Origin of the sequence: Paenibacillus fonticola DSM 21315 (assembly GCF_000381905.1) — a bacterium.
Taxonomy (GTDB): Bacteria; Bacillota; Bacilli; order Paenibacillales; family Paenibacillaceae; genus Fontibacillus; species Fontibacillus fonticola.
This window is the reverse complement of record NZ_KB907249.1, coordinates 191,657-209,891: the sequence shown is the minus strand read 5'-3', so window position 1 is coordinate 209,891 and position 18,235 is coordinate 191,657. Positions and strand designations below refer to the sequence as shown.

Genomic DNA, 18,235 nt, shown 5'->3' with positions numbered 1-18,235 from the left:
AACCTCCTGTATATCACGTAAATATTGTAGTTATACGCCTGTTGTCTGTTTTTTTCAACATAACTACCCCCATCAAACCATTTTCCTCTGCCATTTCACAAAACTTATCAGCCCACAAATTATAAGTGTCCCTAGCGAATAAATCCAAAATGGGGAGTAGCCTTCTGGTCTAAGCGCCAGTAATATTTTCTGAAATGGATCAGATAATATTACTAAGTCAATCGCAATTCTATATATGAGTAAAGAAAGCACGAAAATAGCTACAAAGGAAACAAGTGGTCTTGAAATGAATAAACAAATCACACTACAAAACATTAATTTAGCTAAACATGCAAGCGTAAACAAGCCAAAGAAATTAAAGCTATAAAATATTGCTTTAGTTACATTAACTGACGCATTAGATCCATACAAAGTCATCGCATCAGCCTGAGGAAATAAGAGCCATGCAGCTGCCATAGAAAAAATAAACGTAAAGGCGATTAATATGACAGTTGTAGAAGCCAAAGCCAATAGCTTGCTGAACCAGATTTGAAACCGGGTAAATGGCCGAAGTACATATAACCGGTAGGCTCCTGAATGAATCTCTCCACTTAATTGATTAACGTAAATTACGGGTAATACAACAAGTGTAAGCACCAAAGATATCCCATCCATCATAAACCAAGGCATGTTAAGGTTGTTCAGTTCGATCCGGCCCGCACCAAATCGGAGGCTTCCCGAACCGTTTAGCACACCCCCCCACACATTGGCGGCCAACAAAAGTATAAAAATCAGGTACAAAATGAGCATTGACTTGCTTTTCCATATCCGCTCCATTTCACTAATCCATACTCCAAACATAGGTAACCTCCTAGTACAAATAATCATCTCGAACAAACCGACGATATGCAGTCCATATGAAAACAACCATATAAAATATTAAGATGGCAGCCATTGGCAATATTGAGTGTGTATTATGCTCATTCATTAGAGAATGTACCCCCGTATGCTGCATATATGGAATTAAAACAAAAGCAACTAATTCATGCATGAATGATCCATTTTCAAAAAAATTAGCAAAATACAAAAATATCCCATCAAATAACAATGAAATAAGAACATAACCTATAGAAATACCTAACATATAAGTTACATTTTTACTGATCAGCGCGATATAAGAAAAGAGGCATGATATTGCAGCTAAAGTTAAATAAGCTAAAATATAATATTGAAAAATAAAGGGTAAATTCTTCGTTAGCGGTATAGTTGCTTCCCCTTCGTTTTGAAATTGAATTAGGCCGACCAAACTTAGCGAAATTCCCATGATAACCAACAAAGCCAATATAGTCATATTAATAACTAACAGTTTACTTACAAACATTTTCCCCCGAGAATACTGACGTAAAAACAACAGCCGCAGCTGACCTCCACGATATTCCTCTGTGTACACAGCAGCAACAATAGCAGCAACAGCTATATTACACGGTAAATATAAATTTTCTCTTAAACCTATAATTACAAACAAACTGGAGGACATAGTTTCAGATGGATAAAAAACATGAATATAATTCCCTGTAACATAGGCAAGGATAGGTGTGCAGACGAGTAAATACCATGTCAGCTTGCTCTTTAACAATCGTTCTAGCTCACAAAATATTAATCTATTCATTACTGTACCAGCTCCACGAAAGCATCTTCGAGTCTTTGTCCGTCCTTAACTATGTTCTCTTTGGGACCCTTCCAAATAATTGAACCTTCACGGATGATAATAAGTTCATCACACATTTGTTGTAATTCATCGAGCAAATGACTTGAAATAAAGAAGGCTAAATTTTCGGACTCACGCAATGTAATTATAATGTCTCTCAGTTCCCTCATCCCTAGAGGGTCAAGCCCATTAGACGGTTCGTCAAGCAGCAACAACTTCGGACGACCCAGCATAGACTGAGCGATTCCAAGTCTTTGCTTCATGCCTAAGGAGTATGTCCGTACTTTATCATTACCTCTTTTTTCAAGACCAACCGTTGTTAACAATTTTTCAATATGCTCTTCCCTTTGTGCTGATTTTATTGTCGGATGCAGTCGGGATAAATTACGCAGCACCTGCCTGCCTGTCATATATTCAAAAAATATAGGTGATTCTATAATAGCTCCAACTCTCGCAATTGCTTGCTGACGCTGCGTCTTTATATGATATGAATCAATCCGAACTTCCCCGCTTGTCGGTTGAATTAATCCGGTCATGATGCGCATTAAGGTCGTTTTCCCTGCTCCATTGGGTCCTATAAACCCATATATTTTTCCCGTTTCCAATTGAAATGATGATTCATGAATAATTGTCCGCTTTCCGATCGTCTTCGTGATCTGACTGACTTCCATCACAGTATTTGTCAATGCTATCCCTCTCTTTCTAATACTATAAAATGTTTTTCTTTGCCTTGGAAACAACACCACAGCCAACCCCTAATTTTCCATCTAATATAGAGACGAAGCTACACAGCGCTGCCCCTGCATAATTTTATAAATATGTATTAAATATTAGGGCAAGTTTAACCGCTTGACTCCTAACCCTACTTTATTTCATTAATTATGTATTCATTCAGTTTGTTCAGATGATCTGTTGCAAACATAATATCGCGGTTTTTTATGTTTACTATCACATACAATGGTGTTTGCGTTACATTAATTCTTTTGTCTGGGACATCTAAAACTCCAATGCTATATCCACTTATTCGATTGTTCGGATCTTTTATTTTTTCTAAATACTCTTGTTTAAGATCTTCATTGCTCGCAGGATAGTTATAAACTATAAGCGTATATTTGGGTTTTTCGTTATTAAAAACTAATCCTAACATCACAATTATGATTACCAATGAGATACCCAAATAAAATAAATATTTATTAATTGAATTTTTCATTGTCTCTTCCTTTCCCCGCATCTATGACGCGACCCGACCTTAGATAGCGTTTATCTTAGGCCGGGCCGTCTTTAATTATTAGGTGTATGTATAACCGAGTTAGTGAGCAGATCAGCACCGAGTGTGCTGCTTCTGATTATTCTTATATTTTTAATATTAATTAAAATGGATAACATACAATTGATCGCAGTAAGCCCCATCCATATCAAGACCGAATACGACATCCATACCTTTATCATATAGTAATTATTATTTAAGAGATAAGGCCAGAACATGACCAACAACAAAAGCACAATGCTGAAGATGAGTCTAATACTGCTTTTAATTATTTTCCTAATTCTTATCTTTTCATCTTTAACATTTAGTTTTATCCCTCTAACTAGTCTAGTTGCTCTAAGCCCTAAGTTAACGACAGCTATTATTGCTAGAAACGAAAATATCAAATCAATCAATACATAAACATCATCATAATTGAATTTTGTCATATGATTGCCGTTCATATTATTATATATATTGTTTGCAATTAGCAACGGTGCACTAGAGTTCGAATTAGCCAATACAAATATGGCCTGTTGTTTTTCTAAATCAATAATAACCTGTGAGGAATAATTGGGATTACTGCCGGCATGATTAATAACTCCATTCTCCGTATCATTGATCCATCCGAATGAATAGTATTGATTGTTACCGACATTTCCAGCTGTTTGTATGTTGACTTCATGAGATCGTTGAATCGCTCTCTTTAAATTATTCGGAAAATCGCCTATCCCCATCTGCGCATTAATCCATTTCTCTAAGTTTTCTAAATTAGTTACCAAATATCCCGCTGCAATATTGCCATAGTATCGAGGGGCATCATATTCTATACTCTTACCAAAAAACACACGATATCCTTTTGTAAGTTTATCTGGTTTCTGTTCCTGCCCTGTTGAGAAATAACTTTCCGTCATTCCTAATGGAATCAGTATATGTTCAGTTACGTAATCCTGATAACTTTGACCTGTCACTTTTTCAATAATCATCGCTAGAACATCATAATTAATAGTTGCATAATTGCACTCTGTCCCAGGATATGTATTTAATGCAATGTCCGAAATATTATGTATAGTTTTTTCAAGCATATCCTCTGTAGTACCTTCTGGAATTAACTGAATACTCCAAGGCGGAATTCCACTTGTATGAGATAACAACTGATCAATAGTAATATTAACCTTCTCACCCTTAAAGGTTGGCTCAAACGAAGAAATATAATCTGATATAGGATCTGAGTAAGTTAAGTATCCCTCGTCTTCTAATAAAATGATGGACAAGGCTGTAAACGCTTTTGTAGTCGATCCCAATTCAAACAGCGATTGTTTAGTAACCATGTTCTTATTATTAATATCTGAATACCCGTAACTTTTATATTCTGTCTCACCCTGATTGGATAATACTATAGCTATTCCTGGAGTGGCTGATTTCGACATGATCGTTTCCACCATACCATCCGCATTATCATAATTTCCTGGACTAAATAAAGCTCCTAATTCATTCCAAAAAACAACAGCGGTAATTATAACGGTGAGCAGAATGATACCTATTCTACTTAGTACTTTCTTCCCTGTATTCCCAGTGGCTCCCCTATTTCCCTTATCCATATAATATCCTTTCCTCGTTTAAGTAGTGCTTTATAACTTTATAGCGTTGTAGCACTGCATTAGTTCATTAATTATACCTTACTTTCGACGGTTCCTCTAATTAGAAGCACTGAATTTAACATCATTCGTTCCAAGTGTTCAATTACAATTCCGGCATCCTTTACCATTTGCACAATATCCCGATTCTGATGGCAACCGAATAATTTTACAGATAGTCCGTCCAACCGATTCTGGAACCATGAATAGGTCCGATTCGTACTGATTCCATGTTCGAACAACAGGATGTTGCCTCCGATTTTGACCCACGCCTTCATTTTTCTTAAAACCTCATCTGGCCTCTGATACGCGCATAACGACAATGTAGATACGATCGTATCGAATGTGTTCTCAGGGAATTCCAGGCTCTCCACATCAGAAACAAACAATTCACAATCGATGCCGCATTCCGCTGCAGCTTCTTTCGCTTTTTCAATCATCTTAGGGCTGAAATCGACCGCCGTCACATGTACGCCCTTTGGGTAGAATAGAAAGTTGTTTCCGGCCCCAACCGATACCTCCAGCACTTTTCCCGTTGCATATCGCAATAATTTGCTTCGTTCGCCAGCCAGCTGCATTTTTTTTCTTCGTTTTTCATACGATTTGGCCTGCCGATCGAAAATACGCACCCTATTGTGATTGGTCATTTCACATCCCCCCTCTACTTTCTCAGCTATTAATCAATCGACTCACCTTAAGGTAATTCGCGGTCTTCGCGGTCATTGTTACCAGCCGTCATGCTTTTTTAAATTTATTTAAATAATAAGTCATGTATTCTTCGTCGTATCCCTGGTCGTTATATTCTAAAGCGTTCTTCTCGACCCCATATATTTGAAACCCTAATTTCTTATAAAGACCAGCTGCTGCTTGATTTATAGTTACAACACTAAGATTAATTTGTTTTAAGCCTTCCAGGTCTTCCCCTCTTTTCAACACCTCTTGTAATAATTGTTTAGCTATTCCTTTTCCGCGATAATCCGGCGCCACGTATACACCCCAGATCATTCCTTTATGTTTAAATTTCATTCCCTGTCCGCGTCTGAAGCCTGTAATCCCTACAATTTGTCCATTTTTGGCAAATGCCCCTAATATATAATCATCCGGTTCATTTTTTATTCTCTTGGCTACCTCCTCTAATGGAGTTTGAACAGAATCTTCATATGAAGTATAGAATGCTTCTGGATGTGTTCTTAATGCTTCCAGTCTTAACTCCCAGAAGGCTCCAGCTTGCTCTTGCGTAATATTTTTTATCTGAATCATCTTCGAAGTATCCTTTCGTTACCTTACCGAATCGACGGTTTCATTTACAATTCGAATCATGGCGTCGACGCCGGCGATCGGACATCGATACTCGATCCGGAGAACATTTTGGTCGAACTCGTAGAAAATAACACCAGAAAAAACGGACTCATCTTTATATTGATTGTGTTTGCCCCTTAGGCCGCCTTTTGAGGTAGTCTCGATAAATTCACCAGAGAAAGAGCCCTCGTGATCTTGCAGCTCCTTAGCTACGGCTTCATTTAACGATGTATTCTCCACCACTTCATACGATAGCGTTGCTTTTCCCGACAAATCACTCGAAAAAACGATTCTCTCGCCCTCAACAACAGGTTCGCCCATATCCGTTCGCACCGCGAAGGTCACTCCATAGGGCTGGATCGTGTATTCCGTTCCATCAAAAATCGCCGTTTCGTGCTCCAATGAGGTTTTCAACTTGACGCTGTCGCCGACCACAATAGAGAACTGATTTGAATTATGAGTTGCAGGCGAAGTCACTAGCGACTGTTCGGCTGCGTTGGGCTTCCCCGTACAACCAGCTACTATCAATACGAGTACGGCAGCAATTAGCCCTGGAACCCAACCTTTATGCATCAATGGCCTTGTCTCCTCTCCATCCACCATAATCAATAAAATAAATCATTTCCAGAAATTTCTCGGAAGTTTCGAGTCAATTCCACTACCAACCGCGTTTGACTCATTCATTGCTATCATCAGTTTCATAAACATTTGTACTACAACAAATTGATGTATTATATTTAACTTGGACAAGAACCTCATCGTCATTGGATCCTTTAATAAATCTTTGTTTTAATTTCCCTTCATTATTTGAATAAATATAAGATACCTCGACATCTTTATATCCTTTGACATAGCTGTACTTATACCCATCGTTAGTTTCATATGAATGTATTTTTACTTCTGGGTCATTTTTAGCTGCTTGTAACCACGAGTCTATCTCTTTTCCATGTTTAGGTTCGACTTTATTTAATTCATACGAAAATAGGAATGGCTTCTCATTTTGATTGCTTTTGTTGTTGGAGCAACCTGTCATTAGCAATATTAAGGAGATGAGTACTATCGTAAATCTCAACCTCCTCACCCCCCGTTTCACAAGATGTCCTGTCCTATAACTACTCCGAACATTCCCGTCATGCCCTCATGCTTGTTCAAACCATAGCGATTATAAAAGGCTTCTTTTCCTTGATATGCGAACAAGCCAACGAATGCTTTTTCTGGTGCATTTTCCTTCAAATATTCTGTTAATGATTCCAATATCAGCCTTCCAATACCTTGACCTTGGTGAGTAGGGTCAACAGCTACATCTTGGATGTAAAAATATATCTGACCATCCCCTACAATCCTTCCCATTCCAATTACTTCATCAATATGTTTTATGATCACACCAAATAACGATTTTTTTAATGACTCTTCAGCAACATCAAAGTTAATAAAATCTTTCCAGCCAACTGAGGTACATATTCTAATATATTCTTCAATGGAGGGGAGTCTCTTAATTACTAAATAATCTTTGTTCATTATTCTACCTCTTTCAAATGATGTGTTAGACCTGCGAGTGATTGCGACCTCTTGAGATTTACTACCATTGTAAAAGATCTAACATACGCTCATTCAGCTAATCCTATTTTTTTCTGCAGTAGTTGTTCCTCTTTCTTTACTTAGCCTAATTTTTCATATGTTTTTACTGCTTCACCATTCTTTTTACCTGTTAGCACTCTAACCGATTCCACACCTCTTACTCTAAGCTCATTAGGATTAGATAAATTTTTAATAATTTCCTTTTCCGTGATCCCTACTCCATTAAATTCATCATTAAGCTTAGCAAGAGCTTGAGCATCATTTATCGTAGCCCACCGATAATGTATGTTGGATGTGCGATCAAGATACTCCCTCCCTTGACGTGTGAATACGGTGTACTACGATACAGTCTCTTCTCGAAATACTTCAAATAATGTCCTTACTCATATGTATTGCTATTAATTGCTTATCTTTAATTGTTGTAATTTTAATATCAAAAGGTTTAAACCCATTCTTTGAATAGAATGCCAAACCTCTTGAATTTGTGTTGTGACAGGCTAATCGTACCGTTGTGTTACCTAAATTGTATTTAGCTTTGTCAATCATTACATTTAGAAGATATTGAGATGCTCCTTGCCCCCTATATTTAGGTGAAACTATTACATTACCAAGCCAGCAAATACCTTCTTCAAAGTCTTTCTTATATATATTGGCATATGCAACGACCTCATTCGTAGCTTGATCTACAATAACAGTGGGTTCAAATCTATTCTTCAATAAATTAACAATTTGCTCCGATGTTAAAGGATAAATAAACATTGGACTAATATATTGTAATTCCTCTTCAGATTGCGGAAATGTACATATTATTTCTAGATCATCCATTTCCAGACTTCTGTGTACATACATAATTCACTGCTCCTTCTTTAAGCCGCAGCACAGTGCTTTCTTAATCATTTCCGCTGGTATCGTTCCAAATTTCATATTTGCCGTAACCTAAATACTCACGCACCTCAAGTACCTTACTGCCCTGAATAACAATTTCCATACCATTTTCAGAGTCCCATTCTGTGCCTCCACTCAGAACAGCCCCGAATGTATTATCGTTTTTTATCATAAGGATTTCGATAGAGATAGACTTCCCCTATGGATATGAATTCCAAAACATCTCTTCCATCCACTTCAATTAGATTTTGTGTTCAGATTATTTAGCCATGTTTCTATTTTTGAAATGATATTTTCATATTCTTTTAAAGCCCGCAATGTTTCTGTTACTTGCATTGTCCCCAATTCCTGTTCATTTTCATTGTGGCTTTTAAGATATTCTATCTCGCTTCTTAGATCTCCATATAAATAAAACAACTAGCGCAATAATTATAGATACTCCAATAGATAATATAATAATTAATGAAAGATTCTGATCATGATTTGTTTCATGATTCGTTTCTTCAACATTATTTTTGCTTAATATAGTTCCGGTTCCTAATTGTTTTAATTCATCTCCTGCTTGTGAAATAGGAATATTTCCGCTACATAAATTCGTTTGTAAAGAATTATCTTCAGCTAGATATGAATACACTAAATAAGTTTGATTCTTGTCAAATTGAAATCCACACGATTCCGAACCTCCATCATAGCTGTAGATAGTTATACGACTATCTTTATCATTAATGCCTTTCCATGCCCTATCTACATCAAAAGTATATTCTCTTAAGCGACCGTACTGAGAATTCTGAGTCCCGCCCTTCTTTATGACTTTCCCTACAAATACAACTGCAGACCGTTCTAATTTTTCTTTAGCATCCCCACCAACACAACTGCACGCGAATACCTTCTTCACCGGAAAAGATACTAACCCGGTTACTAGAATTAATAGCAATAACGTAACTGAAACTAATCGCTTCATTGTTTACCTCCTAACTTGCACGAATTTCCACTAAGGCTTTTGGATCTAGGTTAATTAGTCTTCATTTGTATTTTTATTGAATTTATTCCCATCCGATGTATAGATTTCGTCAATATATTGTCCAGCAACATTGTTATAGTGTCTTACCTTGAATGATTGGTTGTTAATTTTCTCTAGCTGTATTGAATATCTATTTCCACCACTAACAAAGAGTTCGTTATTTTCAGCTATATTTACTTCTTGAATTTGTTTATCCGAAGTCAGCGTAAAGATTTTATAAAAGTTTCCATTACTCGTGCCATACTGGCCTATTGTAAAATCAATTTCGTGATCCCCGTTATAGTCATCAAACACGAACTCAAAAAAATCGTTAAATATTAGTTCTTCATTATTAAAATAGTTATTCAAATCGATATGACTAATTTCCTTCCCATTTTCATAGGAAAGGATAAGTTGAAAATCACCTCTCCATGTCCTCCCTGTATATGGACTGGGGGACCAGTCCTCCGAATAATTACCCTTAACTAAACGAAGGCTTAAAAATTCGTGTGACCCAGTAATCGGAAATAAATCACTATGTGCTATTGTCATTTCACTTTCCACATGAATTGTTTCAGCTGAATGATCTATTTTTTTATTTGATGAGCAAGCAGATATAAGAACTAAAACGATAAATAGGATTAAAAGTTGCAATCTGAACACACAAAAACTCCTTTTCTCTATTTCCTTTTCCCTCGTATACCGATAACGTTGTATTTGATCCTATACATCGGGAAAAAGAGGTGTTGAAAAATACCTTTCACCTGTGTCTGGAAGAAGTACAACAATATTCTTATCTTTATTTTCTGGCCTTTTTGCTATTTGGAGAGCAGCATAAGCAACTGCACCCGATGAAATTCCAACTAGCAACCCCTCAGACTTGGCCAGAAAACGGGCAGTTTCATATGCTTCCGCATTTCTTACTTGGAAAATCTCATCAACGACATTCCTATTAAAGTTATCTGGCACAAACCCCGCACCTATTCCTTGAATTTCATGAACTCCTTTATTTCCTCCGGAAAGTACTGGAGAATCAAAGGGTTCAACAGCTACAATTTTGACTGCTGATTTTCTTTGTTTAAGTACTTCACCAACTCCCGATATTGTTCCTCCAGTACCAACACCACCAACAAAGATATCTATTTCCCCATCTGTATCCCGCCAAATTTCTTCAGCAGTCGTTTTCTTGTGAATCTCTGGATTAGCGGGATTTTTAAACTGCTGAGGTATAAATGAGTTGGGAATATTGGCAGCAATTTCTTCAGCCTTTTTAATGGCTCCGGACATTCCTTCTTCAGTTGGAGTTAACACCAGTTCTGCTCCAAGTGCATTCATAAGCTTCCTTCGTTCAATACTGAAACTCTCTGGAAGGGTAATAATAAGTCTGTAACCCAGTGCTGCTGCTGCAAATGCTAGACCCACTCCTGTATTCCCACTCGTAGGTTCAACTATCACTGTATTTTGATTAATGAATCCTTTTTCTTCCGCATCTTTGATCATGGCAAATCCAATTCTATCCTTAACACTCCCCGCAGGGTTGAAGTATTCTAATTTAGCAATGATTTTTGAATCAATCTTATGTTTCCTAGCAAAATTGGATAGTTCTAATAACGGTGTATTCCCGATTAGATCTGTAAGATTCTTTGCAATTCTTGTCATAGAAATCCCTCCATAAATATAATCCCAACTAAAAGAGTCGGCTTTGTATTTAGACCATACCATTCATGGTAAATAAATACAATATGAACCTCATCCCCATGGATGGGCGATCGGACATACCTACAAAAGAAATTAGGGCCGATCTCACCTAACATTTCTCGAATTTACGAAACGCCCCCAACCCTAGATAACTCTTACCTTAGGCTGGAGCGTTTTGTTGTCTGAGCTTCTTGAATTACTTCTTCAATTATACAATCGTAACGGCCATGCGTTAATGGGGTGTGATCAATTAGAGCTGCCTTCTTCAAATTAACTTTTTCAATTCTAAATCGTCATTTGCCCTGTCAATAATTCCGTTTATATAGTCAGCCTTTCCTTCCGTATACGCCACCCTGTCATGTTTAAATTTTTGCTCAAGTTTCTTTTTGAGCTCATAATATTCATGTTTTATTTCAGGATTTCTCTTTAAATACTCTCTAAATAATAAATTATTATTCCAGTTCTTTCCCCCATATTTATAAATATGCAAGTGATGTGTCCCCGCTCTCCATTGGCCTCGTCTGAAAAATAATCGTTCAGGAAATTCCGGCTTATTTACAAATTCATAGCCTATCTCATGTAAGTTTCTTAAATGAGTTTCACCAATTAGATCTAATCGAGCTATTCCAGCCATCATATCAATCGTTGGCTTTGAACCTAATCCTGGGACTGATGTACTCCCTATATGCTCGATAACTACTTGCAGATCTTTTAAGGCGTTTAAAATTTTTATTTTTTCTTCTTCAAACTCACGACCCCAATTGGAATTGTATTCAGATATAATCACTTCTTCCATTCTTCTCAACTCCAACTTCCTTGAAATTCTCGCATATCTTACGCGGCACTTTTATCTATTTACAGTTCCGAAAGTGATTTTCATATTAGGTGCGTATGTGATCTATTTATCAATATTAAATTCACTTGAAAATAATAGTTCTGCTTCATATTGACGCTGAGCTTAATCGTCATTGTAGTATAGCCATCGAGTATTTCTAAGATACTCTATCTTATCGTCCCAATAATTTTCTGACATGTTAAGCTCCTTTCATTATGTTCCGAATTACCTAGTTCATCTTTTATTCCTGTACCCAGGGATTTGTCCTTTCGATGCGTTGTACAATGTTATACGACGTTACTCACTTTCTAATATGGTTAATTAAAGGTTTATCATCCTATATTTGCACTTCAATATATCTTTCCGGTCCTTTATCTCCTTGCCTGTTCCACTTTTGGGGCAAACCAAATACTTCTATTAGTTTATAAATCTCGTCTTTCGTATATATCTGCCCTCGATATGGCTTGCCATCTTGGAATCGCATCGTTGGAAACAAATCTCCATAGGTGAAACTTATTGTTTTTTCATCGAATTCATCGACATGAATTTCAAGTTCTTGTCCCTCTTTGTACCACTCCCTGAGCCATTCGCATTTTCCCAATACCATGTAATGTGGAGTAGATCTAACCGGCTTTCCGCCCTTACCAATAAATAAGTCCCTTGCTTTCTGCTCTAAATCTCTACGAATAAACAAATAATCAGCTGATCGTTTACTCGCAAATAACGATTTATCTTCTTTGAGTTGATCTTGAATGACCATAGCTTCATGCGTCGGTAAATCAGTTAATGACAAAAATGGCCCTCTAGCCAATTCATAGTAATGATATAAAAATTTCATTGAATCGGACTCCTTAAAAAGGTTACTATGAATCTTACTTAGTTTAAATGTCCTCATTTTTTTAATATGTAATCTACAAATCCCTGCCGTATTTTATTTCCCTCAAACATCCTTTCCAAAACACGATCTTCTTTATAAATTACTTGCATTTCATCGAACATCGTTTCTGCCTCATTTTGATCATAATATGAATGAATAACTGTCTCATTATCTTCCATTTGTTCGTATTGATTCTCCCCTAAATCTACGCCCTCACCAACCCTGAAGTCCTTTAACGTGAGAAAGTTCACAAATAACAATCCATTTGGTTTTAACACTCGCTTCATTTCATTTAAAGATTTTTTCACATCTTCTTTCTTCATATGGAATATCGAGTTATATGAGTACACAAAACTTATCGACTTATCACTTAATGGCAAATGTCTCATATCACCCTGTTGTATATTAAGTTTCTGTCCTCTCATTTCTGCAAATTGATTGGCTTTTTGGAGCTGTTCATCATTCATTTCTATTCCATAAGTGATGTATCCATGGTCTGCAAATAAACATAAGGGAGGTGTATCTCCCCCCGCCCCACAATCTAATACTGTTCTTTCCATCCCGCTCTCATTGCACAACGCTAAAAATCTATATAGTGGTACTTGTTTAAATATCTCCACAATAATCTACCCCTTCAATTCTACTGTTTTACAATAATATTTCCCATTTCTCTTCGACAATTTCCTGATTTGATAAATATGATTTCTTAACTTCAGACACCTTAAATCCGTTTTTCTCATATAGTTTTCTTGCAGCATGCAATGATTGGTTCGTCCATAAAATAATAGTCTTGTAATGGTTATCTTTACAAAAACTTATGGCTTCATGTATTAATTGATTTCCTAAACCTTTTCCTCTTTGATCTGGTTCAATAAGAAACCATCGTAATTGGGCAATTTCGTCACTAACTTTCACAATTCCGATTGATCCCTTAAGTATCCCCTCTTGATCAACGAACCAAATATTTTCTTTGCTATCATCCTTGTTCTTTAGAAAATGGTTAATTGAGCTTGTGATGAATTCAGTAAATGAATCATCAAACTTATATTCTTGTTGATAGATTCGACAGTGTGCCTCCACAATATAGTTAAGATCTGTTTCCATATAAGATCGGATCAAATGATCACCACCTGTTTACCGTTGTTTTTAAGTTGTTAGGCGAATTCAGCCCGAAGCGTGAACATATTGTTATCGGATGCGCCTATACTCTTTCATTACCTTATTTACAAATTCAGTTTTTCCTTCTGTGTAGGCTTGGCGGTTATTTTTATATCTGGCTGCTAGTTCTTTCTTTAATTTTGCATATTCATCTACAAGATGAGAGTGTTGTCTCAATATATCTCTGAATAATTGATGCTTAATAAGTGCATCACTCTCTTGATTGCACACATAAAGATGATGCTCAGGTTTGAATTGGTTGCTTTGATTATAAGGAACTCTTTCATCTTTTCTTCCAAATGCTTCTCTATTCTCAATCCCCAAATTTCCTTCATGGAAGTAACCTAATTCACCTAACTTCTCTATTAACTCGGGGAGTAATGACGTAGAACTAACTACGATATCCAGATCTATTATTGGTTTTGCAGCCATCCCTGATTCTCCTTAGAAATTAACTCCAGTCATCGAAATGTTTCTCAAGAAATTCTACTTCCTTCTTATAGTGAGCCAAATGTCCTTCTTGAACCAGTTTGATAAAGGCAGGGTCGCCGGATGCAGCTCGGTCCGACAGTGTAGTGCACATTACATTTATGCGGGAAATAACCCACTCCTTGAGATTGGCCGGCACATTCATGCCATAGGAATCAAAAAATAGCTTTATTCGTTCTTTCCGCGTGGATGCATGATCTGTTTTGTTATATTCAACAACCGTGTAATCTTCCCCGCTTGGCATAAACCCTGCAAGAGGAACTGAGGTGTACAAGGTGTAAGCAATATCCCATATTCGTGGCCCTAGACCTGCCATATCAAAATCAATAATCCCAACTGGGAGCTTGTCTTTGAACACAACGTTATACAGCGCAACATCGTTATGGCAGATTACTTCATGCAGGGATTTTTCTGGATAATCATTCGAAGACGTTTCAGATGTTGTAAATCCTACAGTCGCATCATGAAAGTTTCTTAAAAGCTTTGCCAGTTCAACTAAAACCACATCCGACCACATATATCCTTCAATTTCAGGGTAGTCGTTTCCAGGGACCACACCATCAATGTAAGATAAGATTTCTCTGCCCTTCTCATCTACTCCTAAATATCTAGGGACATATGGGCAACCAACCTTCTCAAGGTATTTTAGCAAATCGCTTATATATGGGTTCGGTTTAGATTCACGGCGTACTGTCTCTCCTACCTTTACGACTTTATTAATATTTCCTCCGGTCAAGATTTCCTCGTCATCTATCAATGTGTATACCTCCTTTGAATCACATATAAGTCTTTGCGTATGTCTTTGCACTGATTTCCTACGACGTTCCTCACAATCACGAAACAACCCAGCCCCTAGATAGCTTTATCTTAGGCTGGGTTGTTTGTTGTGTGAGCTTCTTCCATGATTATACATTGGGCAAACAAAAATCGATAGCCCCCAGCTAGCTATAATTAAACATAAACAAGGCTGCCGAGAAAATCTCGACAGCCTGAGAATAAGCGACATGCTTATCCTTCTCCTTATTTATGCGGGCTTATGAATGTTGTTTAGTTATTAACAATGATTGCTTACTGTCGACCAAGTTGCTGCTGTAGTCGTTACAGTCCATGTAATTGTGATCGGAAATAACTCTTGCTCGTCTGGGAGTGCAGCTAATTGTTGTAGCTCCAGCACTTCATTCATTGTTTTCACCTCCTTTCATGAATAGGTATACTATCTATGAAAATAATGGAGTATTCATATACTTTGTCTTCGTTACAAATTGATTGATATTTATAATCGGCAGCCAATATAATGGGTTGGATTCTAGAATTCCTTTTAACCCTAATATGATCCCTGCACTTCCAGAATATAAATCATCAGATAAGCGATAACAGAAGTTTCCTGGAAATAAACAATAGTTTTCTTTGAAAATAAGGAACAAATTTAATCGATCAATGGCTCGTTTTTTGTGAGTTTCAATCATTTCATAAGTAACATCCAGCAGAGGTGGTATTAGTAGAAAGCCGCCCGCCCCATCAAATAATCCCCCTGTGAACGTACATCTTATATGATTCAGATTAACTATTAATTTTAACTCGTCCTGATAATGCTTCTGACCACTTACATGATTCAGATACCAAATGGCTACTCCAATTCCTATAGATCCACCTGATAGATAAGGAATCAACAATTTTCGATCATTCAAGATTTGCAGAACATGCAAATCCTCGTCAATGTGGGTATTTTTTAAATCAAGCTCTACTAACTCTTTTGCCACCACATAAAAAGTTGCATTCCCTGTAATCGCATACATCGCTGTAAAAAACAACGATACACCTGACCATCCATCGATAAGCCCAACAGGATCAGCAGCCCAGTCGGAAACGGTTAAACTTCGATTATCTCTTAAAAAATGGTTAATATGACTTGCAATCGATTCAGCTTGCTTTAAATATTGATCATTGTTTTCTTCAAAATATAAACTGATTAAAGCAAGTCCTATTCCAGCCAAGCCTGACCTTAATGAAATGTCATCGTTATTGTCAGTTAAATTGTTAAATAATTTTAAAGCTTCGTCTTTATATCCTAATTCATACAATGTTGCAGCAATACCAGCTTTTCCAGTAAACAATCCTTGTCCCTGCATTTCTAATTGTTCAGAATGAAGGTTATGAATGAATTGTTGTTCAATCCAATGAATCACTTGTTTATCCACATTTCCTGTTCTAAACAAAGCTAGCGCCGCACCAGTCCCCCCAGTAAGTACATTCGTTGCTCCACCAGCGATTTCAAATTGTCTAATATCACCATGAATCAAACCTTGATCTGGCACTAGATTTGCCAACATACCCGCTCTTAGACCTTCTATCAACGAATCTATTTCATCTGGCAACCTTTTTTGAGTATAGTCTATGGGGTCATATTGTTTCTCTTTTGTTGCTGATAAATGGGTGTCACATCTATTTTCGATTTCTCGTAGAAATAAGAAGAACTCACTCCCAAATTCCTGTTTAATCCACTCATTGTGATAAGAGGTTATATGATCTTCAATATTGCTTATCGGACCTATAGGCAACACACAATATCTTAGTATTTTTTTAACTGCATACCAGTCTCGTTCCTTGCGGTTTATATTTTGATGATCTGAAAATCCCATCGTATGAATTGCCGCCTTCTCTTCACGATCCTTGTGATCAGCAGACTCAAAATCAATAAGTGTCACTTCCAAATCTTTCGTGATCATAATATTGGCTGGCTGTAAATCACCCATGCCAACATTTTGACCATGCATCTCGGTAACAATATCTATTAAACGGAGGGTTATTTGTTTCACTTCATTTAGATATATTTCTTTATCTTTATGGCGATGAAAGGGGTATTTCGCAGCTATCCACGTCTTCATATCAATCCCTTCGACATATTCTTCTACTAGAAATAAATGCTTCCACGATTTAAAATAATCAACTACCTTTACTACACCTTTCACATCCGCAAGCTTCGATAATGCTTCGTATTCCTTTTGCAGCCTGTCGATTGCATCTTTATTTTGTCCGTCTAGCCCTACCTTTGGCCTTGCTTCCTTAATAACTACCTTTCGTTTATCCTCATTTCTTTCAGCGATATAAATCCCGCCGCCATTTGTAAATCGCAGCGCATTTTGGAATTTATATTGTTTAAACTTAGGATTATTGTCATCAGCATCAGAAAAGTGGTTGTTCAACTCTAAAAACTGATCAAAATCTTTAACAAATTCAGGCGCCTGATAATAAGGGGTACGATTATCCGGAATAAGTTGTCCTGTGGGATCCTTGATGCAAAATTCGCCTTTTTCGTTGGAAATTTTCACAAATCCCCCATATCTATAGTATATATTGCTATTCTTCCAGCATTTATCACTTAGAATATAAGGCCCATTTTCTTGATCTTTAACCTTGTCATATAAAATATGAAGTAATTGATAAAACTCTTCATCGGTTGGAGGATATATCGTTATGAATTTTCCGGAGCTTATTCTATTCCCATTTTTGGAGTTAATACTATGTAAGTAGGTTTTATTAAGAAGATGCTTAAAGGTAATTTTACGTTCGATTAAAACTTGGCTTATGTCCGCTAGAATTTGCTGTGCATTTTCCATCGTTGCACTAACATGAATCTTCCAGCCCTGATCCTTAATTTTCTTATTGGCAAAACTATAAATTTTCCAAGGAGAATTCTCCTCTGTTCTAATCAAACAATCTTCAGACAAATGGTTTATCGTGAATTCAGCTATTTTGTTGCCAGCCTGCAGCCTCTCAAAATATTTCGAATCATTATTTACGTACTTAAAATAAAGATGGTTTTTATCCATTATGGCTGCTCCTCCC

23 protein-coding genes are annotated in these 18,235 nt (G+C 36.8%); all 23 read right to left on the bottom strand.

Going from position 1 to position 18,235, the window contains the following annotated elements:
- Positions 1-72 precede the first annotated feature (72 nt).
- Complete coding sequence (locus G358_RS33630) at positions 73-840, bottom strand: hypothetical protein (protein ID WP_019636528.1); 768 nt, start codon at positions 838-840, stop codon at positions 73-75.
- Between the two features lie 10 nt (positions 841-850).
- Complete coding sequence (locus tag G358_RS0107185; RefSeq protein WP_019636527.1) at positions 851-1,648, bottom strand: ABC transporter permease; 798 nt, start codon at positions 1,646-1,648, stop codon at positions 851-853.
- Positions 1,648-2,358: an ABC transporter ATP-binding protein gene (locus G358_RS0107180; protein ID WP_420836050.1), complete on the bottom strand. Its 711-nt coding sequence runs from the start codon at positions 2,356-2,358 to the stop codon at positions 1,648-1,650. The genes G358_RS0107185 and G358_RS0107180 overlap by 1 nt, the downstream gene beginning before the upstream one ends.
- A gap of 191 nt (positions 2,359-2,549) precedes the next feature.
- Positions 2,550-2,897, bottom strand: a complete 348-nt coding sequence (locus G358_RS0107175; RefSeq protein ID WP_019636525.1) for a hypothetical protein — start codon at positions 2,895-2,897, stop codon at positions 2,550-2,552.
- A gap of 71 nt (positions 2,898-2,968) precedes the next feature.
- Positions 2,969-4,534, bottom strand: a complete 1,566-nt coding sequence (locus tag G358_RS0107170) for a serine hydrolase domain-containing protein (protein ID WP_019636524.1) — start codon at positions 4,532-4,534, stop codon at positions 2,969-2,971.
- Between the two features lie 71 nt (positions 4,535-4,605).
- Entirely contained in the window at positions 4,606-5,217 is a 612-nt protein-coding gene (locus tag G358_RS0107165) for a class I SAM-dependent methyltransferase (RefSeq protein ID WP_019636523.1), read from the bottom strand.
- An 88-nt stretch (positions 5,218-5,305) separates the two neighbouring features.
- The gene (locus tag G358_RS0107160; RefSeq protein ID WP_019636522.1) at positions 5,306-5,830 is read right to left on the bottom strand and encodes a GNAT family N-acetyltransferase; all 525 of its coding nucleotides are present in this window, start codon (positions 5,828-5,830) and stop codon (positions 5,306-5,308) included.
- Between the two features lie 18 nt (positions 5,831-5,848).
- Positions 5,849-6,442, bottom strand: coding sequence for a hypothetical protein (locus G358_RS0107155; protein WP_019636521.1), 594 nt, complete (start codon positions 6,440-6,442; stop codon positions 5,849-5,851).
- A gap of 103 nt (positions 6,443-6,545) precedes the next feature.
- Positions 6,546-6,950 carry a hypothetical protein gene (locus G358_RS0107150; RefSeq protein ID WP_157274284.1) on the bottom strand — a complete coding sequence of 135 codons (405 nt, stop codon included), beginning with the start codon at positions 6,948-6,950 and terminating at the stop codon, positions 6,546-6,548.
- An 8-nt stretch (positions 6,951-6,958) separates the two neighbouring features.
- Positions 6,959-7,387, bottom strand: a complete 429-nt coding sequence (locus G358_RS0107145) for a GNAT family N-acetyltransferase (RefSeq protein WP_019636519.1) — start codon at positions 7,385-7,387, stop codon at positions 6,959-6,961.
- 426 nt (positions 7,388-7,813) lie between these two features.
- Positions 7,814-8,296, bottom strand: coding sequence for a GNAT family N-acetyltransferase (locus G358_RS0107140; RefSeq protein WP_019636518.1), 483 nt, complete (start codon positions 8,294-8,296; stop codon positions 7,814-7,816).
- A gap of 40 nt (positions 8,297-8,336) precedes the next feature.
- Positions 8,337-8,504, bottom strand: coding sequence for a DUF6985 domain-containing protein (locus G358_RS34505; protein WP_019636517.1), 168 nt, complete (start codon positions 8,502-8,504; stop codon positions 8,337-8,339).
- 198 nt (positions 8,505-8,702) lie between these two features.
- Entirely contained in the window at positions 8,703-9,293 is a 591-nt protein-coding gene (locus G358_RS0107130; protein WP_019636516.1) for a hypothetical protein, read from the bottom strand.
- A gap of 54 nt (positions 9,294-9,347) precedes the next feature.
- Complete coding sequence (locus G358_RS0107125) at positions 9,348-9,995, bottom strand: hypothetical protein (RefSeq protein ID WP_019636515.1); 648 nt, start codon at positions 9,993-9,995, stop codon at positions 9,348-9,350.
- A 60-nt stretch (positions 9,996-10,055) separates the two neighbouring features.
- Positions 10,056-10,991 (bottom strand): cysteine synthase A, encoded by a 936-nt coding sequence (gene cysK, locus G358_RS0107120; protein WP_019636514.1) that lies wholly within the window; start codon positions 10,989-10,991, stop codon positions 10,056-10,058.
- A gap of 304 nt (positions 10,992-11,295) precedes the next feature.
- On the bottom strand, positions 11,296-11,826 hold the full coding sequence (locus G358_RS0107115) for a GrpB family protein (RefSeq protein WP_019636513.1): 531 nt from the start codon (positions 11,824-11,826) through the stop codon (positions 11,296-11,298).
- A 376-nt stretch (positions 11,827-12,202) separates the two neighbouring features.
- Complete coding sequence (locus tag G358_RS0107110) at positions 12,203-12,703, bottom strand: hypothetical protein (protein ID WP_019636512.1); 501 nt, start codon at positions 12,701-12,703, stop codon at positions 12,203-12,205.
- Positions 12,704-12,756: 53 nt separating this feature from the next.
- Positions 12,757-13,362 carry a class I SAM-dependent methyltransferase gene (locus G358_RS0107105; RefSeq protein WP_019636511.1) on the bottom strand — a complete coding sequence of 202 codons (606 nt, stop codon included), beginning with the start codon at positions 13,360-13,362 and terminating at the stop codon, positions 12,757-12,759.
- 28 nt (positions 13,363-13,390) lie between these two features.
- Positions 13,391-13,861, bottom strand: coding sequence for a GNAT family N-acetyltransferase (locus G358_RS0107100; protein WP_019636510.1), 471 nt, complete (start codon positions 13,859-13,861; stop codon positions 13,391-13,393).
- Between the two features lie 69 nt (positions 13,862-13,930).
- Positions 13,931-14,332: a GrpB family protein gene (locus tag G358_RS29580; protein WP_019636509.1), complete on the bottom strand. Its 402-nt coding sequence runs from the start codon at positions 14,330-14,332 to the stop codon at positions 13,931-13,933.
- Positions 14,333-14,351: 19 nt separating this feature from the next.
- Entirely contained in the window at positions 14,352-15,146 is a 795-nt protein-coding gene (locus tag G358_RS0107090) for an aminoglycoside phosphotransferase family protein (protein WP_019636508.1), read from the bottom strand.
- A 297-nt stretch (positions 15,147-15,443) separates the two neighbouring features.
- On the bottom strand, positions 15,444-15,572 hold the full coding sequence (locus G358_RS33625; RefSeq protein WP_019636507.1) for a class III lanthipeptide: 129 nt from the start codon (positions 15,570-15,572) through the stop codon (positions 15,444-15,446).
- Positions 15,573-15,606: 34 nt separating this feature from the next.
- Positions 15,607-18,219 (bottom strand): class III lanthionine synthetase LanKC, encoded by a 2,613-nt coding sequence (lanKC, locus tag G358_RS0107080; protein WP_019636506.1) that lies wholly within the window; start codon positions 18,217-18,219, stop codon positions 15,607-15,609.
- Positions 18,220-18,235: the final 16 nt, after the last annotated feature.

Coding starts and splice junctions, on each gene's coding strand:
- G358_RS0107165 (WP_019636523.1), bottom strand. CDS start 5,217: ATGACCAATCACAATAGGGTGCGTATTTTCGATCGGCAGGCCAAATCG.
- G358_RS0107130 (WP_019636516.1), bottom strand. CDS start 9,293: ATGAAGCGATTAGTTTCAGTTACGTTATTGCTATTAATTCTAGTAACC.
- G358_RS0107110 (WP_019636512.1), bottom strand. CDS start 12,703: ATGAAATTTTTATATCATTACTATGAATTGGCTAGAGGGCCATTTTTG.
- G358_RS0107180 (WP_420836050.1), bottom strand. CDS start 2,358: ATGGAAGTCAGTCAGATCACGAAGACGATCGGAAAGCGGACAATTATT.
- cysK (WP_019636514.1), bottom strand. CDS start 10,991: ATGACAAGAATTGCAAAGAATCTTACAGATCTAATCGGGAATACACCG.
- G358_RS33625 (WP_019636507.1), bottom strand. CDS start 15,572: ATGAATGAAGTGCTGGAGCTACAACAATTAGCTGCACTCCCAGACGAG.
- G358_RS0107155 (WP_019636521.1), bottom strand. CDS start 6,442: ATGCATAAAGGTTGGGTTCCAGGGCTAATTGCTGCCGTACTCGTATTG.
- G358_RS0107185 (WP_019636527.1), bottom strand. CDS start 1,648: ATGAATAGATTAATATTTTGTGAGCTAGAACGATTGTTAAAGAGCAAG.
- G358_RS0107160 (WP_019636522.1), bottom strand. CDS start 5,830: ATGATTCAGATAAAAAATATTACGCAAGAGCAAGCTGGAGCCTTCTGG.
- G358_RS0107115 (WP_019636513.1), bottom strand. CDS start 11,826: ATGGAAGAAGTGATTATATCTGAATACAATTCCAATTGGGGTCGTGAG.
- G358_RS0107140 (WP_019636518.1), bottom strand. CDS start 8,296: ATGTATGTACACAGAAGTCTGGAAATGGATGATCTAGAAATAATATGT.
- G358_RS0107175 (WP_019636525.1), bottom strand. CDS start 2,897: ATGAAAAATTCAATTAATAAATATTTATTTTATTTGGGTATCTCATTG.
- G358_RS0107145 (WP_019636519.1), bottom strand. CDS start 7,387: ATGAACAAAGATTATTTAGTAATTAAGAGACTCCCCTCCATTGAAGAA.
- G358_RS33630 (WP_019636528.1), bottom strand. CDS start 840: ATGTTTGGAGTATGGATTAGTGAAATGGAGCGGATATGGAAAAGCAAG.
- G358_RS0107170 (WP_019636524.1), bottom strand. CDS start 4,534: ATGGATAAGGGAAATAGGGGAGCCACTGGGAATACAGGGAAGAAAGTA.
- G358_RS29580 (WP_019636509.1), bottom strand. CDS start 14,332: ATGGCTGCAAAACCAATAATAGATCTGGATATCGTAGTTAGTTCTACG.
- G358_RS34505 (WP_019636517.1), bottom strand. CDS start 8,504: ATGATAAAAAACGATAATACATTCGGGGCTGTTCTGAGTGGAGGCACA.
- lanKC (WP_019636506.1), bottom strand. CDS start 18,219: ATGGATAAAAACCATCTTTATTTTAAGTACGTAAATAATGATTCGAAA.